Here is a 20,406-nt window from a genome sequence, read left to right as displayed (position 1 = left end):
CCTTTAATGAAGTCCTGAGAGGCTTGGGAAGGCAGACGGAAGTAAGTAGGGGAGAACTGTCTGCAATTCAGACAGTTTTTTTATACTACCATCTGATAGTGTCGTCAAACCAAGAAACAGACTCAAAGGGAAAGGAGTTAGTGACCTTGGAAGGAACATTTAAAAGTAAAATCTTAGATGCGGATGGAATCCGCAGGGCGATAACCCGTATAGCTCATGAAATCGTAGAGAAGAATAAAGGGACTGATAAACTGGTATTAGTTGGGATTCGTCGCAGAGGGGTGCCCTTGTCCGAACGAATTCAGCAGTATATCGAAGAGTTTGAAGGGGTAAAGGTTCCTTTGGGGATTTTAGATATCACACTTTACCGGGATGACTTAAGTACTATTGATATTCATCCGGTGGTTCATGAAACGGATATCCCGGTTAGCATTGAAGGGAAAGCCGTAATTCTGATTGATGATGTACTCTTTACCGGCCGAACAGCACGCGCAGCTTTGGATGCTACCATGGATATAGGAAGGCCTGATCGAATTCAGTTAGCCGTGCTTGTGGATCGGGGACACCGGGAGCTGCCAATTCGAGCGGATTATGTTGGTAAGAATCTGCCCACCTCCAGACGTGAAATCGTCGCTGTACGATTAAAGGAAGTGGATGGGGAGGAAGACGTACTATTGCTCGAACGGGATGATATTAAGTGACTATGAATTAAGCAAACGTTACCCTTTAAATGTTATCCAGAGAGATAGCCAAGGGGCGAGCGGGATAATAGGTTATGCCTATTTTTAAATCCTCTCCCTCTTTGGGATGAGGATTTTTTAGTTTAGGGTTAAGCAAAGCGGTCAGGGAATTAATTACAAATTCATTAGAGATAATAAGCTGAAAGAATTTAGGGAGGTTTACTGATGAAATGGCAGCGTAAAGACATTCTGGCGATCGAGGACATGAGTGTAGAGGAAATACGGCATATTCTGCATACAGCAAAAGTGATGAAAGAAATTCTGATGCGCCCTATTAAGAAATTGCCGACGTTAAAAGGGAAATCGGTTGTCAATTTATTTTATGAAGCAAGTACACGAACCCGTACCTCTTTCGAAATGGCTGCTAAAGTATTAGGGGCGGATACGACAAGTATTGCAGTCGCTCAGAGCAGTGTGAGTAAAGGCGAAAGTTTATACGATACGGCCAAGACGATTCAGGCGATGCGGGCGGACGTTGTGATCCTAAGGCACTCCAGTTCAGGTGCGGCCAACTTTTTGGCGGATATCCTTGATCCCGCGGTCATTAATGCAGGAGACGGGCAGCATGCCCATCCTACCCAAGCGTTATTGGATATTTTCACAATGCAGGAGCGTTTAGGTGAATTAGAAGGTAAAAATATCGTCATCGTTGGGGATGTGCTCCATTCCAGGGTTGCTCGCAGCAATGCCTGGTGTCTTCAAAAAATGGGGGTCAATGTGACCTTTGCGGGCCCACCCACACTTGTACCCGCTGAAATGGCGGGTCTGGGAGTTAAATTGACCCATGACCTGGACAGTGCTTTACCAGGGGCAGACATAGTGATGGCTCTTCGCCTTCAGCTGGAACGGCAAAAAAGCGGCCTCTTTCCCAGCCTGCGTGAGTACAGCCATCTTTATGGATTGACCACAGATCGTCTCAAGAAAACCGGAAAACAAAGCATTGTCTTACATCCAGGGCCGATGAACCGGGGCGTGGAAATTTCCGACGAAGTGGCAGATGGCGTAGACGCCTTAATCGAACGTCAAGTCACGAATGGTGTGGCTATTCGTATGGCACTAATTTACTTACTGATTGGAGGGTCAAGCAATGTGGTGGCTTAAAGATGTTTGGGTAATTGATCCGAGTCAAAAGATTTCATCCCCTCAAGATGTTCTTGTTAAAGACGGAAACGTCTTAGAAATATCATCTTCAATGACCGAAGAGGAAGTTCTGGCAAAAGCTCAGGGTGAGAATTTGGAAATTATTAACGGAACAGGGAAGTTTGTTTTCCCGGGGCTGATCGATGTGCACACTCACTTGCGTGAACCGGGGCAAGAGGATAAAGAAGATATTTTAAGCGGATCACGTGCTGCGGTGCGTGGCGGGTTCACTACAATTTTGGCTATGGCCAATACTCAGCCCCCGATTGATAATCGGGCTTTAGTCGAATTCGTGTGCAGGCAGGGAGAACGTGCCGGATATGCCCATGTGCTGCCGATTGGGACAGTCACTAAAGGTATGCAGGGGAGCGAACTCGTCGAAATGGCAGACATGAAAGCGGGGGGAGCAGCGGCCTTTTCCGATGATGGCAAAAATATTCAAAATGCGGAAGTGATGCGGCTGGCCCTGGAGTATGCTAAGCTCACAGGATTTCCAATTATCAGCCATTGCGAGGATAAAAATTTGGCCGGAGATGGGCTGATGCGCCGCGGAGTAAGTTCCGCACGAATGGGGTTAAGAGGAATTCCAGCCAGTGCGGAAAGTGTGATTGTTGCCAGGGATTTGCTTCTGGCTGAGGAAACCGGCGGGAAACTTCATTTAGCCCATATCTCGAGCGCAGAGAGTGTGGAGTTAATTCGGCGGGCTAAAGCCCGAGGGATCGATGTCACCGCGGAAGTTAATCCTCATCATTTGATCTTCTGTGATGAAGAGATAAAGATAACAGATACCGTTCTCAAAGTTAATCCTCCCTTGGGTTCTCAGGCGGACCGTGAGGCCTTAATTGAAGGTCTTAGGGATGGAACCATTGATATGATTGCCACCGACCATGCTCCACACACCCAGGCCGAAAAAGCGCGGCCTTTTGCAGAGGCACCCTTCGGCATTGCCGGCTTGGAGACGGCCTTAAGTGCAGTGTGGCAGTATTTAGTGAAACCGGGAAAACTGTCCCTGGATCGGGTGATCGAAGCTTGGAGTGTTTCTCCGGCAGATCGCTTCGGACTGGCGGGGGGAACCTTAAAGCCCGGAACCCCAGCGGATATAGTACTCTTTGACCCGGATTTTTCGGAAGTAATTGATCCGGCTAAGCTGGCTTCGAAAGCACGCAATACTCCGTTCCTGGGGAAAACCATGCAAGGTTTCCCTGTGATGGTTTGGGTAGAAGGCCGGCTTGTACAGCGAGACAGAACAGTACTATAAGGGAATTTTAATAAGATCTTTGAATTTAGATAAACGTGCAGGGAAAAAAGATAGAGCAAAGAAATTGCCTGCAGGAGACTATGTGGAGAGAGGAGGTGTCGGAGGTGGCTTATCTTGTTTTTAAGGATGGTAAAACCTTTGAGGGAGAAGAGTTTGGGGATTGGACGAAGAGTCCTGTCCAAACAGAAGAGCGGGAAGTCGTCTTCAATACGTCCATGAGCGGCTATCAAGAAATGGTCACGGATTTATCCTATGCTGGTCAGATTCTTGTCCTAACCCAGCCGCTGATCGGAAATTATGGCTGGCACCATGAGGAAAATGAAGCGGCTAAAACCCGCTTGCAGGGTTTAGTTGTTCGTGAACTTTCCGAGGGAGAGGGAAGTTTGCACTGTGAGGATTCTCTAGAGGACTATTGCCGGCAGCATGGGGTTCAAGGCTTAAAGGGAGTCGATACCCGGGCGTTAACCAGGTATCTGCGGCAATTTGGCACCCTGCCGGGGGTACTGGTTCAAACCGAGGAGGCGGGACGGGAGTATTGGGCTAATTCCCGGGGACAAGCTAAGATAGGGAGGGAAAATGAACCCTGGGCCTATCGATCAACCGTAAGGGAAGCTTATGAAATTCCAGGATTGGGTCCCTTAATTGCAGTATTGGATTTTGGCGTCAAACGAAATATTATTCGCAACCTACAAGAGAGAGGGTTGCGAATCATGGTGTTCCCTGCCCGTTCAACGGCTGAAGAAATCCTCAAGAACCGCCCGAGCGGAGCGGTGATAAGCAATGGCCCCGGAGATCCTGAGGAGCTGCCCGAAGGAATAGCAACGGTTCGTCAGTTATACGATAAGCTGCCAATCTTAGGTATCTGTTTAGGGCATCAACTTTTAGCCCTGGCTGCAGGTGGAAAAACCTACAAACTTCCCTACGGGCACCGCGGTGGAAATCATCCGGTTATTGATATTCGCTCGGGAAAAGCGACCATGACATCCCAAAACCATGGCTATGCCGTACAGGAAGCATCGTTAGAGGGGACGGGATTTGAAGTAACCTTACGCAATCTTAATGATGGAACCGTAGAAGGGATGGAGCATAGGATTTACCCCATTCTATCGGTCCAGTTTCATCCGGAAGGTGCTCCGGGACCGGAGGAAAACGCTGAAGTCTTTGACCGTTTCAAGGAGCTTATTTTAAAAAATTCAACAGGGAAGGGGAGGAGATAGCGTGCCCAAGAAGGAGTGGAAAAAGGTACTGGTGATTGGATCGGGCCCCATTGTGATTGGGCAGGCTGCCGAGTTTGACTACGCGGGCACCCAGGCCTGCCGTGCTCTGCGCGAAGAAGGGGTAGAGGTCATTCTCGTGAACTCCAATCCTGCTACGATTATGACGGACCGCGAAACGGCGGACCGGGTTTATATAGAACCTCTGACCGTGGAATCTGTAGAACGGATCATTGAACGAGAAAGGCCGGACGGGTTAATTCCTACGATGGGAGGGCAAACCGGCCTGAACTTAGCTTATCAGCTTGCTAAAAGAGGGGTTTTAGAGCGTTGTGAAGTCACTTTAATGGGAACGTCTCTCAAGAGTATTGACCAGGCAGAAGATCGGGAGAGTTTTCGGGCTTTGATGAGAGAGCTTGGTGAACCGATTCCGGAGAGTAAGATTGTTTCCCGTGTTGAAGAAGCGCTCATATTCGCGGATCAAACTGGATACCCTCTAATTGTACGGCCGGCTTTTACCTTAGGTGGAACCGGCGGGGGAATTGTTAAAAATGCTGTTGAGCTTAAGCAGATCTCAGAAAGCGGCCTGCAGGCCAGTCTTATCGGTCAAATTCTTGTGGAGCGAAGTGTGGCCGGCTGGAAGGAAGTGGAGTTTGAGGTCTTACGCGATGGGATCGGAAACTGTATCACAATCTGTCATATGGAAAACATGGACCCCGTAGGAATACATACAGGGGATAGTATTGTCGTTGCACCTTGTCAGACCTTGACGGATCGAGAGGTTCAAACCTTACGCAGCGCGTCTTTGCGAATCGTGAATGGTTTGGGGATAGAAGGGGGATGCAATGTCCAGTTTGCCCTCCATCCTTCCCGCAGGGAATATGTTGTGATCGAGGTTAATCCCCGTCTAAGCCGCTCCAGTGCTTTGGCCTCTAAAGCCACGGGGTATCCGATTGCTAAGGTCGCTGCTAAGATAGCTTTGGGATATGCGCTGACAGAACTCAAAAATGCGGTCACGGGAAAAACTTCCGCTTGTTTTGAGCCGGCCCTGGACTATGTTGTGGTGAAATTCCCGCGTTGGCCCTTCGACAAATTTACAGAGGCAGACCGGCATTTAGGCACCCAAATGAAGGCAACGGGTGAAGTGATGGGTATTGGCCGGAATTTAGAAACCGCTCTGCTTAAAGCTATCCGTTCGCTCGATATCAAGGTGTATGGGGTTCGTTTATTCGAGCTTGAAGAGCTTTCAGATGCTGAACTTAAAGCCGCCTGCTTAGAACCGGATGACCGGCAGCTGTTTGTTTTTGCTGAGGGTTTAAGGCGTGGCTGGGCGGTAGATTGGCTGGTTCAGGAAACAGGCTGGAATCGATATTATCTTAATATATTAAAACGTCTTGTGGATGAGACGACCTTATTAGAGCAAGCTTCATGGAATGAATTGAGCTTGAGGCGTGTCAAACGGCTTGGATTTTCAGATCAGGAGATTGCATCCCTCTGGAAGAGTACGGAAGATAAAGTACATCAGTTCAGAATGGAGCATGGTATTCGGCCGGTTTTTAAAATGGTCGATACCTGTGCCGGAGAGTTTGAAGCGACAACACCTTACTTTTATTCCAGCTATGATGTTGAAGACGAAGGGGAAGTTCATAAGCTGCCTAAAGTGGTGGTCTTAGGCTCGGGCTCGATCCGGATTGGGCAGGGAATAGAATTCGACTATTGTTCCGTTCATGCTGTACTGGCCCTAAGAAAAGCGGGCTTTGAGAGTATTATTATCAACAACAATCCAGAGACAGTCTCCACAGACTTCGACACAGCGGATCGTCTCTATTTCGAGCCTTTGACCTTGGAGGATGTCTCAGAGATTTTAGATAAAGAACAGCCCGACGGTGTTGTGGTTCAGTTCGGCGGGCAGACGGCAATTGGTTTGGCAAGCGGTCTGGCACGGCGCGGCTATCGGATTTTGGGTACGACGGTTGAAGACATTGACCGGGCGGAGGAGCGCGGAACCTTTGACCGTGTTCTTCAAGAGCTGGGGGCCAAGCGGCCGCGCGGAGGCGGGGCCAGGGATATGGAGCAGGTGCGGCGTGTCGCCCATGAGATCGGATTTCCTTTGGTGGTTCGTCCATCCTATGTTTTAGGTGGACGGGCCATGGAGATTGTGTATGAAGAGAAGGAATTAGAGCCGGTTATAAAACGTGCCCTATCGGCATCCTCGGATCAGGAGATCTGGATGGATCAATATCTGCTTGGAACTGAGGTGGAGGTTGATGCCATCTCGGATGGAGAAAAGGTCTTTATCCCTGGAATTATGGAACATTTAGAACGGGCCGGCGTCCATTCCGGAGATTCTATCGCGGTCTATCCGCCGCAAACCTTGGACTTGAGTATGCAAGAACGCATCATCGCCCTAACAGAATCCTTAGCACGATCCCTGAAAATTAAAGGATTACTGAATATCCAATATGTGATTTATCATCAGGAACTCTATGTCCTGGAGGTTAATCCCCGCTCAAGCCGTACGGTTCCCTTTTTGAGTAAAGTTACGGGAATCCCCATCGTAGACTGGGCCACTCAAGTGATCTTAGGCAGGAAATGGGAAGATATAGGTATTCCCCACGGCCTCTTGCCGAGGGGTGACCGGGTTGCCGTCAAGGCGCCTGTATTCTCTTTCTCTAAGCTTCAACGAGTCGAACCTTCTTTAGGTCCTGAAATGAAATCGACCGGGGAAGTTATGGGAATGGATAGGACCTACGAAAAAGCCCTCTACAAAGCTCTATTAGGAGCGGGACTGTCCTTTACGACCTATGGTTCTGTGTTGATAACCTTGGCGGATCGTGATAAAGCGGAAGGAGTAGCTCTTGCCCAGAGGTTCGCAGAAATTGGCTTTCGTATCTTAGCAACTGAGGGCACGACTCGTTATTTAAGGAATGAGGGATTAAGAGTTGAAACTATTGCCAAACTGCATGATGGTTCAAACGAAATTATTGACGGCATCCGGAAACAGCAAATTCAATATGTTGTCAATACAACAACCCATGGCCGGCTGCAGGAAAGCGATGGGTTCGCAATCCGCAGAGCGGCTGTGGAACATGGAATCCCTTGTTTTACAAGCCTAGATACCGCCGGAGCGCTGCTCCAAGTGCTGGAAAGTATTTCTCCGGGTCTATTGCCGCTCTAGTGCGAGGCGCGACGCGCGAAGTTTTAGAATAGAAAGGAGAAGATGCCATGCTTACCGAAGGACATGTGGTTGTTCATGAACGCTTGGGAGATGAAGATCAAAGGCTCAGGCGATTGGTTCTAAAGGGGCCGATTGCTCAGACCGCGAAACCTGGACAATTCGTTGCCATACAGGTGCAAGACTCCTCAGTCCCATCGTTCGATCCCTTATTGCGCCGCCCGCTTAGCATAGCTGGAATCTCTTCCGAACGTGACGAGATTACCTTGCTTTACCGCATACAAGGCCGGGGAACCGAAATACTATCGAGAGCAAAATGCGGAGAGAAACTCAGTATTATGGGTCCCTTGGGGCAGGGTTTTTCTTTGCCTGAAGAAGGGGAGCTATGGCTTATCGCCGGAGGGATTGGGATTTTTCCTCTTTATCCCTTAGCGCAAAGTGCTCTGGCGCAAGGGCTGGCAGTGCGTTTGTTTTGGGGAGGAGAAACTAAGTCCTTTCTGGAGAGTGCAGGGCTTTCCTCCTGGCAAGCACTGGGGATTCCGCTGCACTTAAATACACTGGATGGAAGTCTCGGACAAAAAGGTCTTGTGACTAGGCAGGTAAAGGAGTTGTTGGCTCAGTTATCTGAGGATAAGAACCATGAGAGACAAGAAGGAACATTAAAGGAAGACCGGCTGGCAGGGGACAGGGCGGGCAGCCCCAGTATCCGGGCCGCCGCATGCGGACCGAAGAAGATGATGCAGGCCGTGACGGATTTATGTCTGGACTATAAAGTTCCTGTGGAAGTTTCTCTGGAAGAACGCATGGGCTGTGCGGTTGGCGCTTGTTTAGGGTGTGCGGTAACTCTGACTGACGGAGCAGGGGCTATGATCCATAAGAAAGTATGCCAGGATGGGCCGGTTTTTCGGGGGGAGGAGGTTGTCTGGGATGAGTCCTGTTGATTTTACGACCCAGCTTGCGGGCATGACCTTAAGAAATCCGGTCCTTACATGTTCAGGTACTTATGGGTTTGGAGAGGAGTATGCCGCTTATTGTCCTGTTGAAGCCTTAGGAGGAATAACCTTGAAGGGGATCACTCCCTTGCCGCGCCTGGGAAATCCGGTTCCGAGGTTAGCAGAAACCCCGGCAGGTTTGCTCAATGCTGTGGGTTTGGAGAATCCTGGTCTGGAGGAATTTCTCAAATCCTACCTGCCTAAGGTGCGAGAACTGCCCACTGCGGCGATTGCGAATATTTCGGGGTTTTCTCTTGAAGACTATGTTCAGCTGGCGAGAGCGTTACAAAAAGAATCAGGGTTAGCGGCGCTTGAGGTGAACATTTCCTGCCCGAACGTTAAACATGGCGGGATGCATTTTGGTACGGACCCTCAGAGTGCTGCCGAAGTGATTGCGGCAGTGAAGGCAGAAACGGACCTCCCGGTTATCGCCAAACTTTCACCTAACGTCGCGGATATTGTGGGGATGGCACGAGCGGTCCAGCTTGGAGGAGCGGATGCTTTATCTCTTATTAATACGTTATTAGGGATGCATATTGATATAAACCAGCAGCGTCCGGTCTTGGCGAATACGTTTGGAGGGCTTTCCGGGCCAGCCATAAGACCTGTGGCAGTACGAATGGTTTGGCAAGTTTTTCAGGCTGTAGATTTACCGATCATAGGAATGGGCGGGATTACTACATGGCAGGATGCCGTGGAATTTCTGCTGGCAGGGGCGACGGCTGTGAGCATCGGTACGGGGAATTTTGTCAATCCTCAGGCGCCCCTGGAAATCCTCAAGGGAATCCAGGAATACTGCGAACAGCGTGGAGTGGCTTCCGTGCGTGATTTAGTGGGAGCAGCGCATAAGTAAACTTGTTCAACTAAACAAATCTCCATTGAGCTCAGGTGTATGATTGGTATCGTTAGAAAGACGGAATTGGAGGCTTAGCATTTTGGATGTCAGATTAAATAATCAGCGCGTCATGGTAGCCTTAGATGTTCAAGGGCGTGAGAAAGCCTTAGGCTTAGCTAAGGCGCTTCAAGACAGCGGGTGTTGGCTTAAAGTAGGGCTGGAGTTGTACGCGTACACTGGGCCCGAGATGATCCATGAACTGAAGTCTTTGGGATTTCCCATCTTTCTGGACTTAAAACTTCACGATATACCGACAACAGTGGAACGGGCGATTCGCGGTTTCGTTCAGTGTGGGGTTGATATGATCAATGTTCATTGCAGCGGCGGGTATGACATGATGGCTAAGGCCGCCAATGCGGTGCGGGAAGAAGGAAGTAAGCTTAAAAGCGTACCAAAAGTGATTGGGGTTACTGTCCTGACTAGTATGTCGGAAACTCAATTTAGAGAAGAGATGGGAGTTCAGCGGGATCTCAGGGATCATGTTGTTGAACTCGCCAAACTTGCGGAAAAAGCCGGACTTGACGGGGTGGTCGCCTCAGCCAGGGAGGCGCAAGAAATCAGAAAGAATACGAAACCTGATTTTTTGATTGTCACACCTGGAATCCGTCCGGCTTGGAGTGAAGCACAGGACCAGGCGCGGGTTCTTACCCCCCATGAGGCCTTGGCAGCGGGCAGTTCCTATCTTGTTGTCGGGAGACCGATTACCCGTGCTGAAAACCCCCGTCATGCCTTGGAACGGCTTTGGGAATAACGGAATTCGCTTCAATTGGCAGAGTCGGATAACGTGTTCATGTGCGAGAGGTACTTTAGAAAAAGGAGAGATAAACTATAATGACTCAGCTATCCAACCAGAACAAAATGCCGCTTACCCCGGCAGAGTATCTTGATGTGTTCAAAAAAAGCGAAGCCCTGCTGGATGGGCATTTCCTTTTAACCTCAGGCAAGCATAGTGCGCAATATATGCAGTGCGCTCAAGTACTCCAATATCCTGATCGTGCAGCCATACTGGCTGAAGGCTTGGCTTCACAATTCCGGGATATGGGCGTTCAAACTGTTATCGGGCCGGCTACCGGGGGAATTTTAGTGGCGCATGAAGTTGCTAAAGCTTTAGGAGTCAGGTCCTTGTTTACAGAACGGGAAAACGGAGTTATGCGTTTGCGCAGAGGATTTGCCCTTTCCCCCGGGGAACGTGTTTTAGTAGTGGAGGATGTGATCACAACCGGCGGATCTGTTCGGGAAGTTCTGGCAGTAGTCCAAGAGTTCGGAGCTACCGCTTTAGGCGTCGGTGTACTTGTCGATCGAACAGGAGGGAAGGTGGATTTCGGATTGCCGCAGTGTTCTATTATTCAGTTGAACATTCAGGCTTTCGAAGCTCAAGAATGTCCGCTTTGTGCTCAAGGAATTCCGGCCGTCAAGCCGGGAAGCCGAAAAATTTGAGATCACTAATCAAGGAACAGTTGGAAGTGAATATTCCGACTGTTCCTTAGTCGTTTATCTGATCGCAGTTGCTGCTGCAATACAGGTATCTAAAATCGTAACAGTTTGGTATACTTAAGTTTGTATGAATTTGTGAAGGGGGTTGATCATGAAAAAGTTAATCTTATTTGTGGTAGACTCCCTTCATCCTTCGGTCTTGGAGAGGATCCTTTCGGAAGGAAATGCCCCTGCTTTTCGCTTCCTGGTTAAGCACGGAACTTATGTTGATCGTGTTATCTCTTCTTTTCCAACCATGACTCCGGTTGCTATGAGTTCTATGATCACAGGAACTTGGCCGGATCAGCATGGGGTTCCGGGGTTTATTTGGTACAATGAGAAGATACGGAAAATTGTGGATTATGGAGCGACATGGCAAAGTATCCTAAAGATTGGTTTAGAAAACGTTCTGCGTAATTTATTGCTTAGGCTGAATGAAGATCACCTTAATGCTAAAATACCGACTTTGTATGAACAACTGGAAGCAGGCGGTTATAGTACCGGGAATATTAACTTTTTTATGCATCGGGCACAGCACTCTTACTTAGCGAATGTTCCGCTTTCTCTGGCTCTGGGGACTGGGTTTCGTCTCCATCGGGAAAAGGTATCAGGTCCTTCTCACTTAACCTTAGGTCAACTTATCCACCCCCCGTTCTCCGGACGTAAAAAAATCTACCCGAGAGGACCTTTCCATCGTTTCGGGTTTAATGATATTTTTTCTGGAAAGATTGCAGCTCAACTTGTACGAGAACGGCAACAGCCGGATTTTATGGTTGTTTATTTTCCGGATAATGATAAATACTCACACCAGCATGGTCCCTTGCGCTCCGGGTTTTCGATTGAACATGCGGATCAGCAGGTGGCCGCGGTCCTTGATGAATTCGGTTCGTGGGAAAAAGCATTAGAGAAGAATGTTATGATAGTTACGGGTGACCATGCTCAGTCAACGGTCGGTTTAGGAAGAGAGTACCTCATTGATTTAGACCGTGACTTGAAGTCGTTTAAACGCTTGAAAGCCACAGAAGAAGCAAATGTGGAAGATAACAAGCATGAGATTGCCATTTGCCCGAATGAGCGGATGGCCTTTATTTACCTCCTTCAGAAAAATGATGAAATTCTCCCTGAGGTAGTTGGGATTTTGGCCAAAGATCCCCGCAATGCTCAGATCAGTTGGAAGGTTTCCGATAATAAATTCTGTGTTGTTCAAGGCGGAACGGAAAAAAGGCTTTTCTTTTCCCGGACGGGTCCATATCAAGATGTTTACGGCCAAACCTGGTCCTGTGAGGGAGATTTATCGGTGGTTGATGCTCAAGTAATAAGCGAGCAAATCATTGAATTCGGGAAGTTCCCGGATGCCTTTAATCGTCTCATAACAGCCCTTGAGGCGCGAAGCGGAAGCAGGATTGTTGTATCCGCTGCTTCAGGGTATGAATACTTTGCCGGCGGCGCACCGATTCATCCGGGCGGAGGGAGCCATGGCTCCCTGGAGCAAGAAGATTCAACGGTGCCCATGATCGTTGCCGGTATGCCGCTTAGGTTAGAGCAGGCCAGGATCATCGATTTGTGCCCTATGATTTTAAACCATTTTGGATTATTAAAGGGTTAAAAAAGAAGGATTATTGAGGAAGGAGTTGAATGTTAAATTAACAGGGGGGATGGATGTGCGAAAAAAGTTTGTTTGGGCAGCTCTGGTGTTGCTGATCGGCGGTGTCGCGTGTGGTATCTGGACTTTTCGGAAACCCCGGCCGGAAATTCAAGTTCCAATTCAAGTTCCGTTTGTACCATCCCTGAAAATCCCGGCGCTTGTTTGTCCAATAGACAAAGATGAGGATGGCTTAGATGATCTTCAGGATATTGTGGCGGGTGCAAAAGCTGAGGTTCAGAGGAAGCCGCAGTATCGCAGCGCCTATTATCAGAAAGGGTATCCTCCGGAGAATGAAGGTGTCTGTACAGACGTTGTATGGCGGGCATTCCGTGATGCGGGCTATGATTTAAAGAGCTTAGTTGATCAAGACATTCGGGACAATCGGAGAGAGTACTCCCGTATAGAAGGTAGTCCGGATCCAAATATAGATTTCCGCAGAGTCCCAAATCTCATTGTCTTTTTTCGACGGCACGCTCAGGAATTAACTCTGGAGATCAAACCTGGGGACGTAGAAAATCTGACAAATTGGCAGCCCGGGGATATTGTAACCTATGCCACGCCCCATGAACATATTGTCATTGTATCTGATAAACGCAGACCGGATGGTGTTCCGTATATTCTCCATAACGCAGGTCCCATAGCCAGTGAGACTGATCAATTGGAGAGTTGGCCTTCCCGGATGACCGGACATTTTCGCTTTCCAAAGTTTTAGGTCTGAGCCTTAAATACCCGTGGACAGGAATAGGTCTGCGGGTTATTTAATTGGAGCGTTTTTTCAATTCATTATAAATCTGATCATCATTTCCCTGATTGTTGACTGTTTGTAAATTATGGAATTTTGAATAGCGCATAGCCTACATCTTGCTAGCCAAAAGGCATTGTGTTAAAATAGACAAGAATCGACTTATTACAACAAAAAACGAATTTTTTTAAAGGAGGTAAGTTGATTACTTGATCTTCACGGTATGAGTCAGTCGTGACTGCTACTTGAGTCAGTTAGACAAATCAGGCTTATTCTTCGTAAAAAACAAAAAGGCGGATCATTATATGACTACTCAAAACGATGGGATTGCTATAGTTCTTGCCAACCGACATTATCTTTATGGATTATTGCAGCATGTATTCGGCCATGAGCCAAGCTTTGAATTGATAGAAATCGCCCTAAGCGAGCATACTCAAAATGCTTTGAAGTTGGTACTAGATGAAGAACAGGATAAACTTGGAGATTATTTATTAGTCTTAAAGAAGTTGGAGCAAAGTTTTTCGGCTGATCGGCGTGGTACACTGGATAAACTGAAAAGTGAGTACACCTATTTAATGCTCGGCCCGAATAAGTTGCCTGCTCCCCCTTGGGAATCTGTTTATCTGACTGAGGAGCGGATGATATTTCAGGAAAGCACGTTAAAGGTGCGTCAGGCTTATCTTAACTATCAATTTCTGCCGGCGAAGTATCCACATGAAGCGGATGATCACATTGCTTTGGAGCTGGACTTTATGGCCCATTTGGCGCAGTTGGCTTTGCAACGCTTTGAGGAAGAGAAGTTTGAAGAAGTAAAGAAGTTGTTGATTGATCAGAGAGAATTTTTAGCGAGGCATTTGTTGCTTTGGATTAGCGGTTTCGCTGCGCAAATACAGGCGTCAAGAACCCATCTTCTTTATCCGGCGGTCGCGGCTTTGACTGAGCGGGTCTTGAAAAGAGACGCTACTGTTCTCGATGAACTTATTACCCTGCTTTAGTTCATGATTTCACTAAATGTCTTCATACCGAGATGTTTGGCGGTTTGCTTGTGACAAAATGAACAAGCGAAATTATTTACCCCCTTCTTGCCTGAATCCCCAAAAAGGAGAGAAGCAAATTCCGAATCTGAATCACTTCCAGTATGCTTAAAGGAGGCTGACTGAAACCCTATGACTAATTTTATTAACAAAATTAATGACTTAAACCTTAGTCGCAGAAGCTTTATTAAAGCAAGTGCGGCTGCAGCTGCTGCCTTACCTTTGACAGGCTGTGGGAACGCGTTAATGAAAACGAATGCTGAAACTATGACCAGTGAAAGTGAAGAGAAGTGGATTACTGCCGCCTGCTGGCATAACTGTGGCAGTCGCTGTCTCAACAAGGCTTTAGTAGTGGACGGCGTTGTTGTTCGTCAGAAAACAGATGATACCCACCCCGACAGCCCTGATTATCCACAGCTAAGGGCATGTTTGAGAGGACGTTCACAACGTCAGCAGGTATTTGGGGCCGATCGCTTAAAATACCCTATGAAGCGTAAACATTGGGAGCCGGGCGGCGGTGACAAGTCACTGCGGGGAAAGGATGAATGGGTCAGAATTTCTTGGGAAGAAGCCTTGGATGCTATTGCCGGCGAAATGAAGCGCATCAAAGAAGAGAACGGTAATCGGGCCTTCTTTGCTGATGGCGGCCCTGTTTCTAAGGTTTTATCCCTTTATGGCGGTTATGTCGGCAACTGGGGAACCACATCGCGGGGTACGTGGCATGGCACAAATGGTCCGATAGGTTTTACTCCATCGGCAGTTGAGGGTATTAATGACAGATTAGACATGCGCAACTGTGAGACGGTTATTATGTTCAGCATGAATCCAGCCTGGAGTGCTGGAGGGAACCCTTCCTACAATTTCCTTCAAGTTAAAAAAGCCGGCGCCGAATTCATAGCCGTTGATCCATATTATAATGATACCTATGCATTATTGGAGGCAGACTGGATTCCTTCACGTCCTTCTTCTGATACGGCTTTGCTGTTAGGCGTTGCTCATACGTTAATTGTAGAGGATAATCCGGCGACCAACCCCTTAATTGACTGGGAGTTCCTGAAAAATAATACCATTGGTTTTGATGCGGACAGCATGCCGGAAGGTGCTGACCCTAAGGAGAACTTCAAAGACTACGTTTTAGGCACTTATGACGGTGTACCTAAAACGGCTGAATGGGCAGCAGAAATTTGCGGGGCAGAGCCTGATCGAATCCGCTATCTGGCCAGGGCTATGAACAAAAACAAGAAAGTGGCAATTATATTCGGCTGGGCATCCGCTAGAACTCAAAATGCGGATAGTCTTCCTCACATTGTAATGACTATCGGGGCTATGACCGGACACATAGGAAAATCAGGGCATATGTGTGGGGTTAGCTGCCACACAGGTTCCAGTAATGGTGGTCCTTCGTTGGTAAGTGCCGGTAAAGATGGCTTGCCTTCTGTGAAAAATCCGGTCGATGATAGTATCAACCATACAGAAATGTGGCCGGCCATTCTTAAAGGCAAGTACAATTTCACGGGCAATATGCAATGGCTTAAAGGCGAAATGAGAGATATTGATATCCGCATGATTTATCATGATACCAGCGCAAGGCTTCAAACTGCGGACGGAATGACGAAAGGAATTGAAGCTCACCGCAAGGTTGATTTAGTCGTCAGCCATGCCCAATTTTTAACAACCAATGCCAAGTATTCTGACTTTGTTCTTCCGCTGACCACAGAATGGGAAAAAATCGGCGGTTTCCTGACAGGTAACCGTGAGATTTTGATTATGTATTCTCAAATCACCGAGCCCTTGTATGAATGTCATGATGATCAATGGATTGCCATGGAATTGGCGAAACGTCTTGGAGTAGATCCTGCAAAGGCATTTCCTATCGACGGCAGACAACAACTTTTTAATCAGATTATGGGTGCTACAGTCGTAGCTGAAGATGGAAAAACCATGGAGCCTTTGGTAACGATTACTCAAGCGGATATTGACGAGTGGAAGGTAAAAGGTAAACCTCAAACAGGTCGTATTACTCTGAAAGAATTTAAGGAAAAGGGTATTTACCAAGTTGAAAGAAAACCTGGTGATAACTATGGCTTTATTGCCTTGAAGGAATTCAGGGATGATCCAGCGGCTAATCCGCGTAAGACTGACAGCGGCAAACTGGAAATCTATTGTCAGGCATTGGCTGACAGAATTAATAATATGGGTTATAGCAAAATTAGGCCTATCCCTACCCATACTCCGCCTGTCGAAGGCTATGAAGCAACCTTTAAAGATTGGAAGGGTAAGGAAAAAGGGGATTATCCCTACCAGGTGATTAACCCACACTACTTGCGTCGTTCTCATTCAGTTTTCGATAATGTGCAGTGGCTCAGAGAAACATGGCCAAATCCTGTGTTCATTAATGTTAACGATGCCAAGGAAAAAGGAATAAAAGACGGTGATACTGTCTTATTGACGAGTCAGCATGGTAAAGTTTTGCGTACGGCCCTTGTTACAGAACGCTATATGCCGGGTGTGGTCGGGCTGCCTCATGGTTCTTGGGTAGATATGGATGAGAAGACCGGGATTGATACCGGCGGCGCAGATAACATTCTTTGTGGCCCGGTATCAACGGGTCAAGGTGCTTCAGGTTGGAATAGCTGTGTGGTTGATATTGAAAAATATTCAGATGCACCGTTAACTCCGGATGTCCAAAAACCACAAAGAATTATTTTCTAGAGAGGAGCGTGACTAATCGTGGGGCGTTTAGGATTCTATTTTGACATGACAGCATGCATTGGTTGCCGAACCTGCCAAATCGCTTGTAAGGATAAAAATGGACTTAAAGTAGGGACAATCTTTAGAGAAGTGAAAACCTTTGAAACAGGTGTTTTTCCTAAACCTGGGGTATACCACTATTCAGGTTCCTGCAATCACTGTGCTAATCCAAAATGTGTTGAGGGATGCCCGACTAAGGCAATGCATGTGGATGAAGATGGTACGGTACAGCATGACAAAAATAAGTGCATTGGCTGCCGTTACTGCACATGGGCTTGCCCTTATGGAGTGCCTAAATTCATCAAAGAAACAGGAAGAGCCGGCAAATGTGATGGTTGTAAAGAATTGCGTGACAAAGGGAAAGCACCTGTCTGTATCGATGCCTGTCCCATGCGCGCTCTTGAATGGGGAGATATTGACCAATTAAAAGCTAAACACGGCGGTGCTACGACGGAGCTGCCAATTCTTCCTCACCCCTCTGTCACTAACCCTTCAGTGCTCATCAAAGCTAAAACCCTTGCTTTCCAAAGTGATTTCCAGAAGAAGGAGGTTTAATAATGGGTGAAACTGCATTATTGATTTTTTCGTTTTGCATGGAAGCTGCCATTGGAATTATGCTGTTTACTACCCTTGGCAAACTTCTTTACAAAGATAAGCAATTTAGAATTGCTGCTTTAACCGCAGCCATTCTAAGTGTCATTGGAGTTTCAGCTTCTTTGGCGCACTTGGGGCGTCCTCTTGCAGCTTTGAATTCTCTCTCTAATTTTGGGAGCTCCTGGTTAAGCAGAGAAGTATTGTTTGCCGGGGTTTTCATGGGGATTACTGTGCTGCATGCTTTAGCCTTATACTTTAAACAAGATAATCAAAGCCTGCCTAACATTTTGAGATGGACCGGCAGTGTTGTTGGCTTGATTACAATTTTCTCAATGGCGAAACTTTACAGCACAGCCTCTGTTCCTGTTTGGCATGGAATTAACACATTTGTCGATCTTTATGCTACAACGATTGCCGTAGGTGCCTTAATCTTTTTAGTCTCCAGCCTTAAGGAATTACAAGACAGCAATAAGAAAATCTTTGGATTCATTATTTTAGCTGCTGTAATCTTCCAGGCGGCGGTGGCGGTACCCTATGCTGTCGGCTTAGGTTCCAATGGCATGGCTGCTCAGGCAAGCGCTGAAATACTCAGTGAAATGAGTGTTGCCATAGGTCTTAAATGGCTGCTTATCCTAGGTGGAGCCGGATTCTTAATCTGGCCGGTGACCCAGAAAATCAGTGCAAAAGAGGCAAAGCCGGCGACAAACATGATTTATGCAGCTGGTGCTGCTTTAATCCTCGGCGAGATCATCGGAAGATATGTCTTCTATGCGGCGATGGTCTCCACAGGTGTGGGCTTAACTTAATCCCTGCCTTATAAAGAAACCTGCTTTCTATCGATAAGAAAGCAGGTTTCTTTTCTTGCTGAACGGGTTCACTCCAAAACCTCTTCGCTGGCCAGAAGCCTTTCTAAGATCTCCTGTTTTGGCGTGAGGTATAAAGTCCAATTCTGTTCATATATCACCATGCCGGGCTTGGCCGAGTTAGGCTTCTTAAGTTGTTTGACATGGGTGTAATCCACGGCGACTTGAGAAGAACCGCGTGCTTGGCTGTAATAGATGGCCAGGGCGGCCGCTTCTTCAAGGGTAGTGTCGTCCGGAAATTCTTCCCCTTCTTCGAGAGGAATCAGGACGTGTGAACCCGGTATCACTTTGGTATGAAGCCAGAGATCGGTTGGTTTTCCCTTGCGCAAGGACAGCCAATCATTTTGAGCATTGTTTTTCCCGACCAGGATGACTCTGCCCTGGCTGGAATGATAGACACGGGGTTGAGGGACGTCTTTAGACGATTTTGTTTTAGACTTGGCATTTGTTTTAGGACGGCCTTTTTTTAGTTTAAGGTGCTCCTTTTTCAAATGCTTGCCGGCCACATACCCTTGCCCGGCAAGTTCATGATGGATTTCGTCCAGCTCGCTTAGAGTGCCCGCCTGGTCTAAATTGTACTGCAAGGATTCAAGGTAATTAAGTTCTTCGAGGGTGGTTTCCTTCAGTTCCTTTGTTTTGAGCAACGTCGCCTTGGCTTTGTTATAGAGCTTGTAATAGCGTTGAGCATTGTCAATGGCACTGATATGAGGGTTAAGAGGAATAACCACGAGAGAAGCTGAGGGGTCATAATAATCGTCTACGCTGGCCTCAGTCGCCCCGGGTGGAATGCGGTAGAGGTTTGCGGTAAGGAGTTCTCCCCACCGCTGATACGCCAGGCCTTTTTGAGCAGTTGATTCGGCTTCGTTATAGATTTTAAGCTTTTTCTTACTGTGGGTATATTGCTCTTGAACGATCTTGTGCAGAGAGCCGCGTTTTGATTCAAGGGAGTTGCTGCTGGATTTTGACTGATAGAAGCGCTGGACTGCATCGTTTATAGATGGAACATGTTCTAATCTCAGCTCTTGGTACTGTTGAAAGGGGACAAAGCTAAAGGCCGCGAGCTGAGGTCGGGGCGAAGAATTGTAGTAGAGACATGGCTCAATCTCCGGAACCCCCTGGGGGTTAGATAGCCTGCGATAAGCCTGGAAAAGCCGTGAAAGGTCAATATCTCCGCACTGCTGGAGAAGGGTTTCGTTATTTAATCCGGCTTGGATGACGATTTCCCGGGCCAATTCCGGGCTGATTCCGGCAAAACGAGCGAGAAGTATACCGGTTATAGAATGATCAAGAGCTTCCTCGTAGAGAATCCCGCGCCACAGCTCTTCGTTGTCCAGAGGAGGCTGTTTGCCCTGAGAGGGAGGGGCCAGATAGGTTCGTCCGGGCAACACTTCGCGATAGTGGCTGAGAGCATGGGAATAACGCTTTAGACCGTCCAGAATTGTATTTGTCAGGGGGTCAACGAGAATAAGGTTACTGTGCTTCCCCATGATTTCTAAGTGAAGATGCAGCGTGACTAAATCCCCGCGGTCATTATAATTTTGAAATTCAAAGGTGACCACACGCTCCAGGTCGCTTTGGTGCAGGCTGACAAGTTTACCCCCCTCAAGATGTTTGCGTAAAATCATACAAAACATAGGTGGGGACGCTGGGTTTTTTTTAGTCTCCTGAGTGAGGTGAAAGCGAGGGGAAGTGGCACTGGTGCTAAGCAGGAGACGCAGAGATCGTTGCTGGCGCATTTGGAAATGGACTTCATCCTTTTCAGGCTGAAAAATTTTATCAATACGAGCTCCGATCAGAAGCGGAGCAAGCTCGTTGACTAAATAGGCGAGGGTTACGCCGTCTAATGCCATGTAATTACATCCTTTCAATCGTTGAATCGCTTTTTAGTAT

General features: G+C 47.6%; 16 protein-coding genes. 15 read left to right on the top strand and 1 reads right to left on the bottom strand.

Annotation, left to right across the window (positions count from 1 at the left end):
- Positions 1 to 146 precede the first annotated feature (146 nt).
- The 15 genes from pyrR to DESYODRAFT_RS21955 all read left to right on the top strand — a co-directional run bounded on the left by pyrR (position 147) and on the right by DESYODRAFT_RS21955 (position 18,459).
- A complete protein-coding gene (gene pyrR, locus DESYODRAFT_RS22025) occupies positions 147 to 701 on the top strand; it encodes a bifunctional pyr operon transcriptional regulator/uracil phosphoribosyltransferase PyrR (protein ID WP_007786474.1) in 555 nt (184 codons plus the stop codon).
- A 204-nt stretch (positions 702 to 905) separates the two neighbouring features.
- A complete protein-coding gene (locus DESYODRAFT_RS22020; protein WP_007786473.1) occupies positions 906 to 1,841 on the top strand; it encodes an aspartate carbamoyltransferase catalytic subunit in 936 nt (311 codons plus the stop codon).
- On the top strand, positions 1,828 to 3,138 hold the full coding sequence (locus tag DESYODRAFT_RS22015) for a dihydroorotase (protein WP_007786471.1): 1,311 nt from the start codon (positions 1,828 to 1,830) through the stop codon (positions 3,136 to 3,138). Before DESYODRAFT_RS22020 ends, DESYODRAFT_RS22015 begins: the two co-directional genes overlap by 14 nt.
- 104 nt (positions 3,139 to 3,242) lie before the next feature.
- Positions 3,243 to 4,355, top strand: a complete 1,113-nt coding sequence (carA, locus tag DESYODRAFT_RS22010; RefSeq protein WP_007786470.1) for a glutamine-hydrolyzing carbamoyl-phosphate synthase small subunit — start codon at positions 3,243 to 3,245, stop codon at positions 4,353 to 4,355.
- Position 4,356: 1 nt separating this feature from the next.
- Positions 4,357 to 7,530, top strand: coding sequence for a carbamoyl-phosphate synthase large subunit (gene carB / locus DESYODRAFT_RS22005; RefSeq protein WP_007786468.1), 3,174 nt, complete (start codon positions 4,357 to 4,359; stop codon positions 7,528 to 7,530).
- Between the two features lie 47 nt (positions 7,531 to 7,577).
- Complete coding sequence (locus DESYODRAFT_RS22000) at positions 7,578 to 8,468, top strand: dihydroorotate dehydrogenase electron transfer subunit (RefSeq protein ID WP_007786467.1); 891 nt, start codon at positions 7,578 to 7,580, stop codon at positions 8,466 to 8,468.
- Positions 8,455 to 9,372 carry a dihydroorotate dehydrogenase gene (locus tag DESYODRAFT_RS21995; RefSeq protein ID WP_007786464.1) on the top strand — a complete coding sequence of 306 codons (918 nt, stop codon included), beginning with the start codon at positions 8,455 to 8,457 and terminating at the stop codon, positions 9,370 to 9,372. The genes DESYODRAFT_RS22000 and DESYODRAFT_RS21995 overlap by 14 nt, the downstream gene beginning before the upstream one ends.
- An 82-nt stretch (positions 9,373 to 9,454) precedes the next feature.
- Complete coding sequence (gene pyrF, locus DESYODRAFT_RS21990) at positions 9,455 to 10,165, top strand: orotidine-5'-phosphate decarboxylase (RefSeq protein WP_007786463.1); 711 nt, start codon at positions 9,455 to 9,457, stop codon at positions 10,163 to 10,165.
- Positions 10,166 to 10,245: 80 nt separating this feature from the next.
- On the top strand, positions 10,246 to 10,851 hold the full coding sequence (gene pyrE / locus DESYODRAFT_RS21985; protein ID WP_007786462.1) for an orotate phosphoribosyltransferase: 606 nt from the start codon (positions 10,246 to 10,248) through the stop codon (positions 10,849 to 10,851).
- 148 nt (positions 10,852 to 10,999) lie between these two features.
- Entirely contained in the window at positions 11,000 to 12,493 is a 1,494-nt protein-coding gene (locus DESYODRAFT_RS21980) for an alkaline phosphatase family protein (RefSeq protein ID WP_007786461.1), read from the top strand.
- Between the two features lie 49 nt (positions 12,494 to 12,542).
- Positions 12,543 to 13,244 carry a DUF1287 domain-containing protein gene (locus DESYODRAFT_RS21975; RefSeq protein ID WP_042339989.1) on the top strand — a complete coding sequence of 234 codons (702 nt, stop codon included), beginning with the start codon at positions 12,543 to 12,545 and terminating at the stop codon, positions 13,242 to 13,244.
- A gap of 335 nt (positions 13,245 to 13,579) precedes the next feature.
- Positions 13,580 to 14,269, top strand: a complete 690-nt coding sequence (locus tag DESYODRAFT_RS21970; RefSeq protein WP_007786459.1) for a TorD/DmsD family molecular chaperone — start codon at positions 13,580 to 13,582, stop codon at positions 14,267 to 14,269.
- 171 nt (positions 14,270 to 14,440) lie between these two features.
- Positions 14,441 to 17,020 (top strand): molybdopterin-dependent oxidoreductase, encoded by a 2,580-nt coding sequence (locus DESYODRAFT_RS21965; protein WP_007786458.1) that lies wholly within the window; start codon positions 14,441 to 14,443, stop codon positions 17,018 to 17,020.
- Between the two features lie 18 nt (positions 17,021 to 17,038).
- Positions 17,039 to 17,614 carry a 4Fe-4S dicluster domain-containing protein gene (locus DESYODRAFT_RS21960; protein ID WP_007786457.1) on the top strand — a complete coding sequence of 192 codons (576 nt, stop codon included), beginning with the start codon at positions 17,039 to 17,041 and terminating at the stop codon, positions 17,612 to 17,614.
- Positions 17,615 to 17,616: 2 nt separating this feature from the next.
- On the top strand, positions 17,617 to 18,459 hold the full coding sequence (locus DESYODRAFT_RS21955; protein ID WP_007786456.1) for a dimethyl sulfoxide reductase anchor subunit family protein: 843 nt from the start codon (positions 17,617 to 17,619) through the stop codon (positions 18,457 to 18,459).
- A gap of 68 nt (positions 18,460 to 18,527) precedes the next feature.
- On the opposite strand, the gene DESYODRAFT_RS21950 is transcribed toward DESYODRAFT_RS21955, so the two are convergent.
- The gene (locus DESYODRAFT_RS21950; RefSeq protein ID WP_007786455.1) at positions 18,528 to 20,366 is read right to left on the bottom strand and encodes an Rqc2 family fibronectin-binding protein; all 1,839 of its coding nucleotides are present in this window, start codon (positions 20,364 to 20,366) and stop codon (positions 18,528 to 18,530) included.
- Positions 20,367 to 20,406 lie beyond the last annotated feature (40 nt).

The organism is Desulfosporosinus youngiae DSM 17734, from assembly GCF_000244895.1.
GTDB classification, from domain to species: Bacteria; Bacillota; Desulfitobacteriia; order Desulfitobacteriales; family Desulfitobacteriaceae; genus Desulfosporosinus; species Desulfosporosinus youngiae.
The sequence above is the reverse complement of the archived record's forward strand: the minus strand, read 5'-3'. Positions and strand labels throughout refer to the sequence as shown.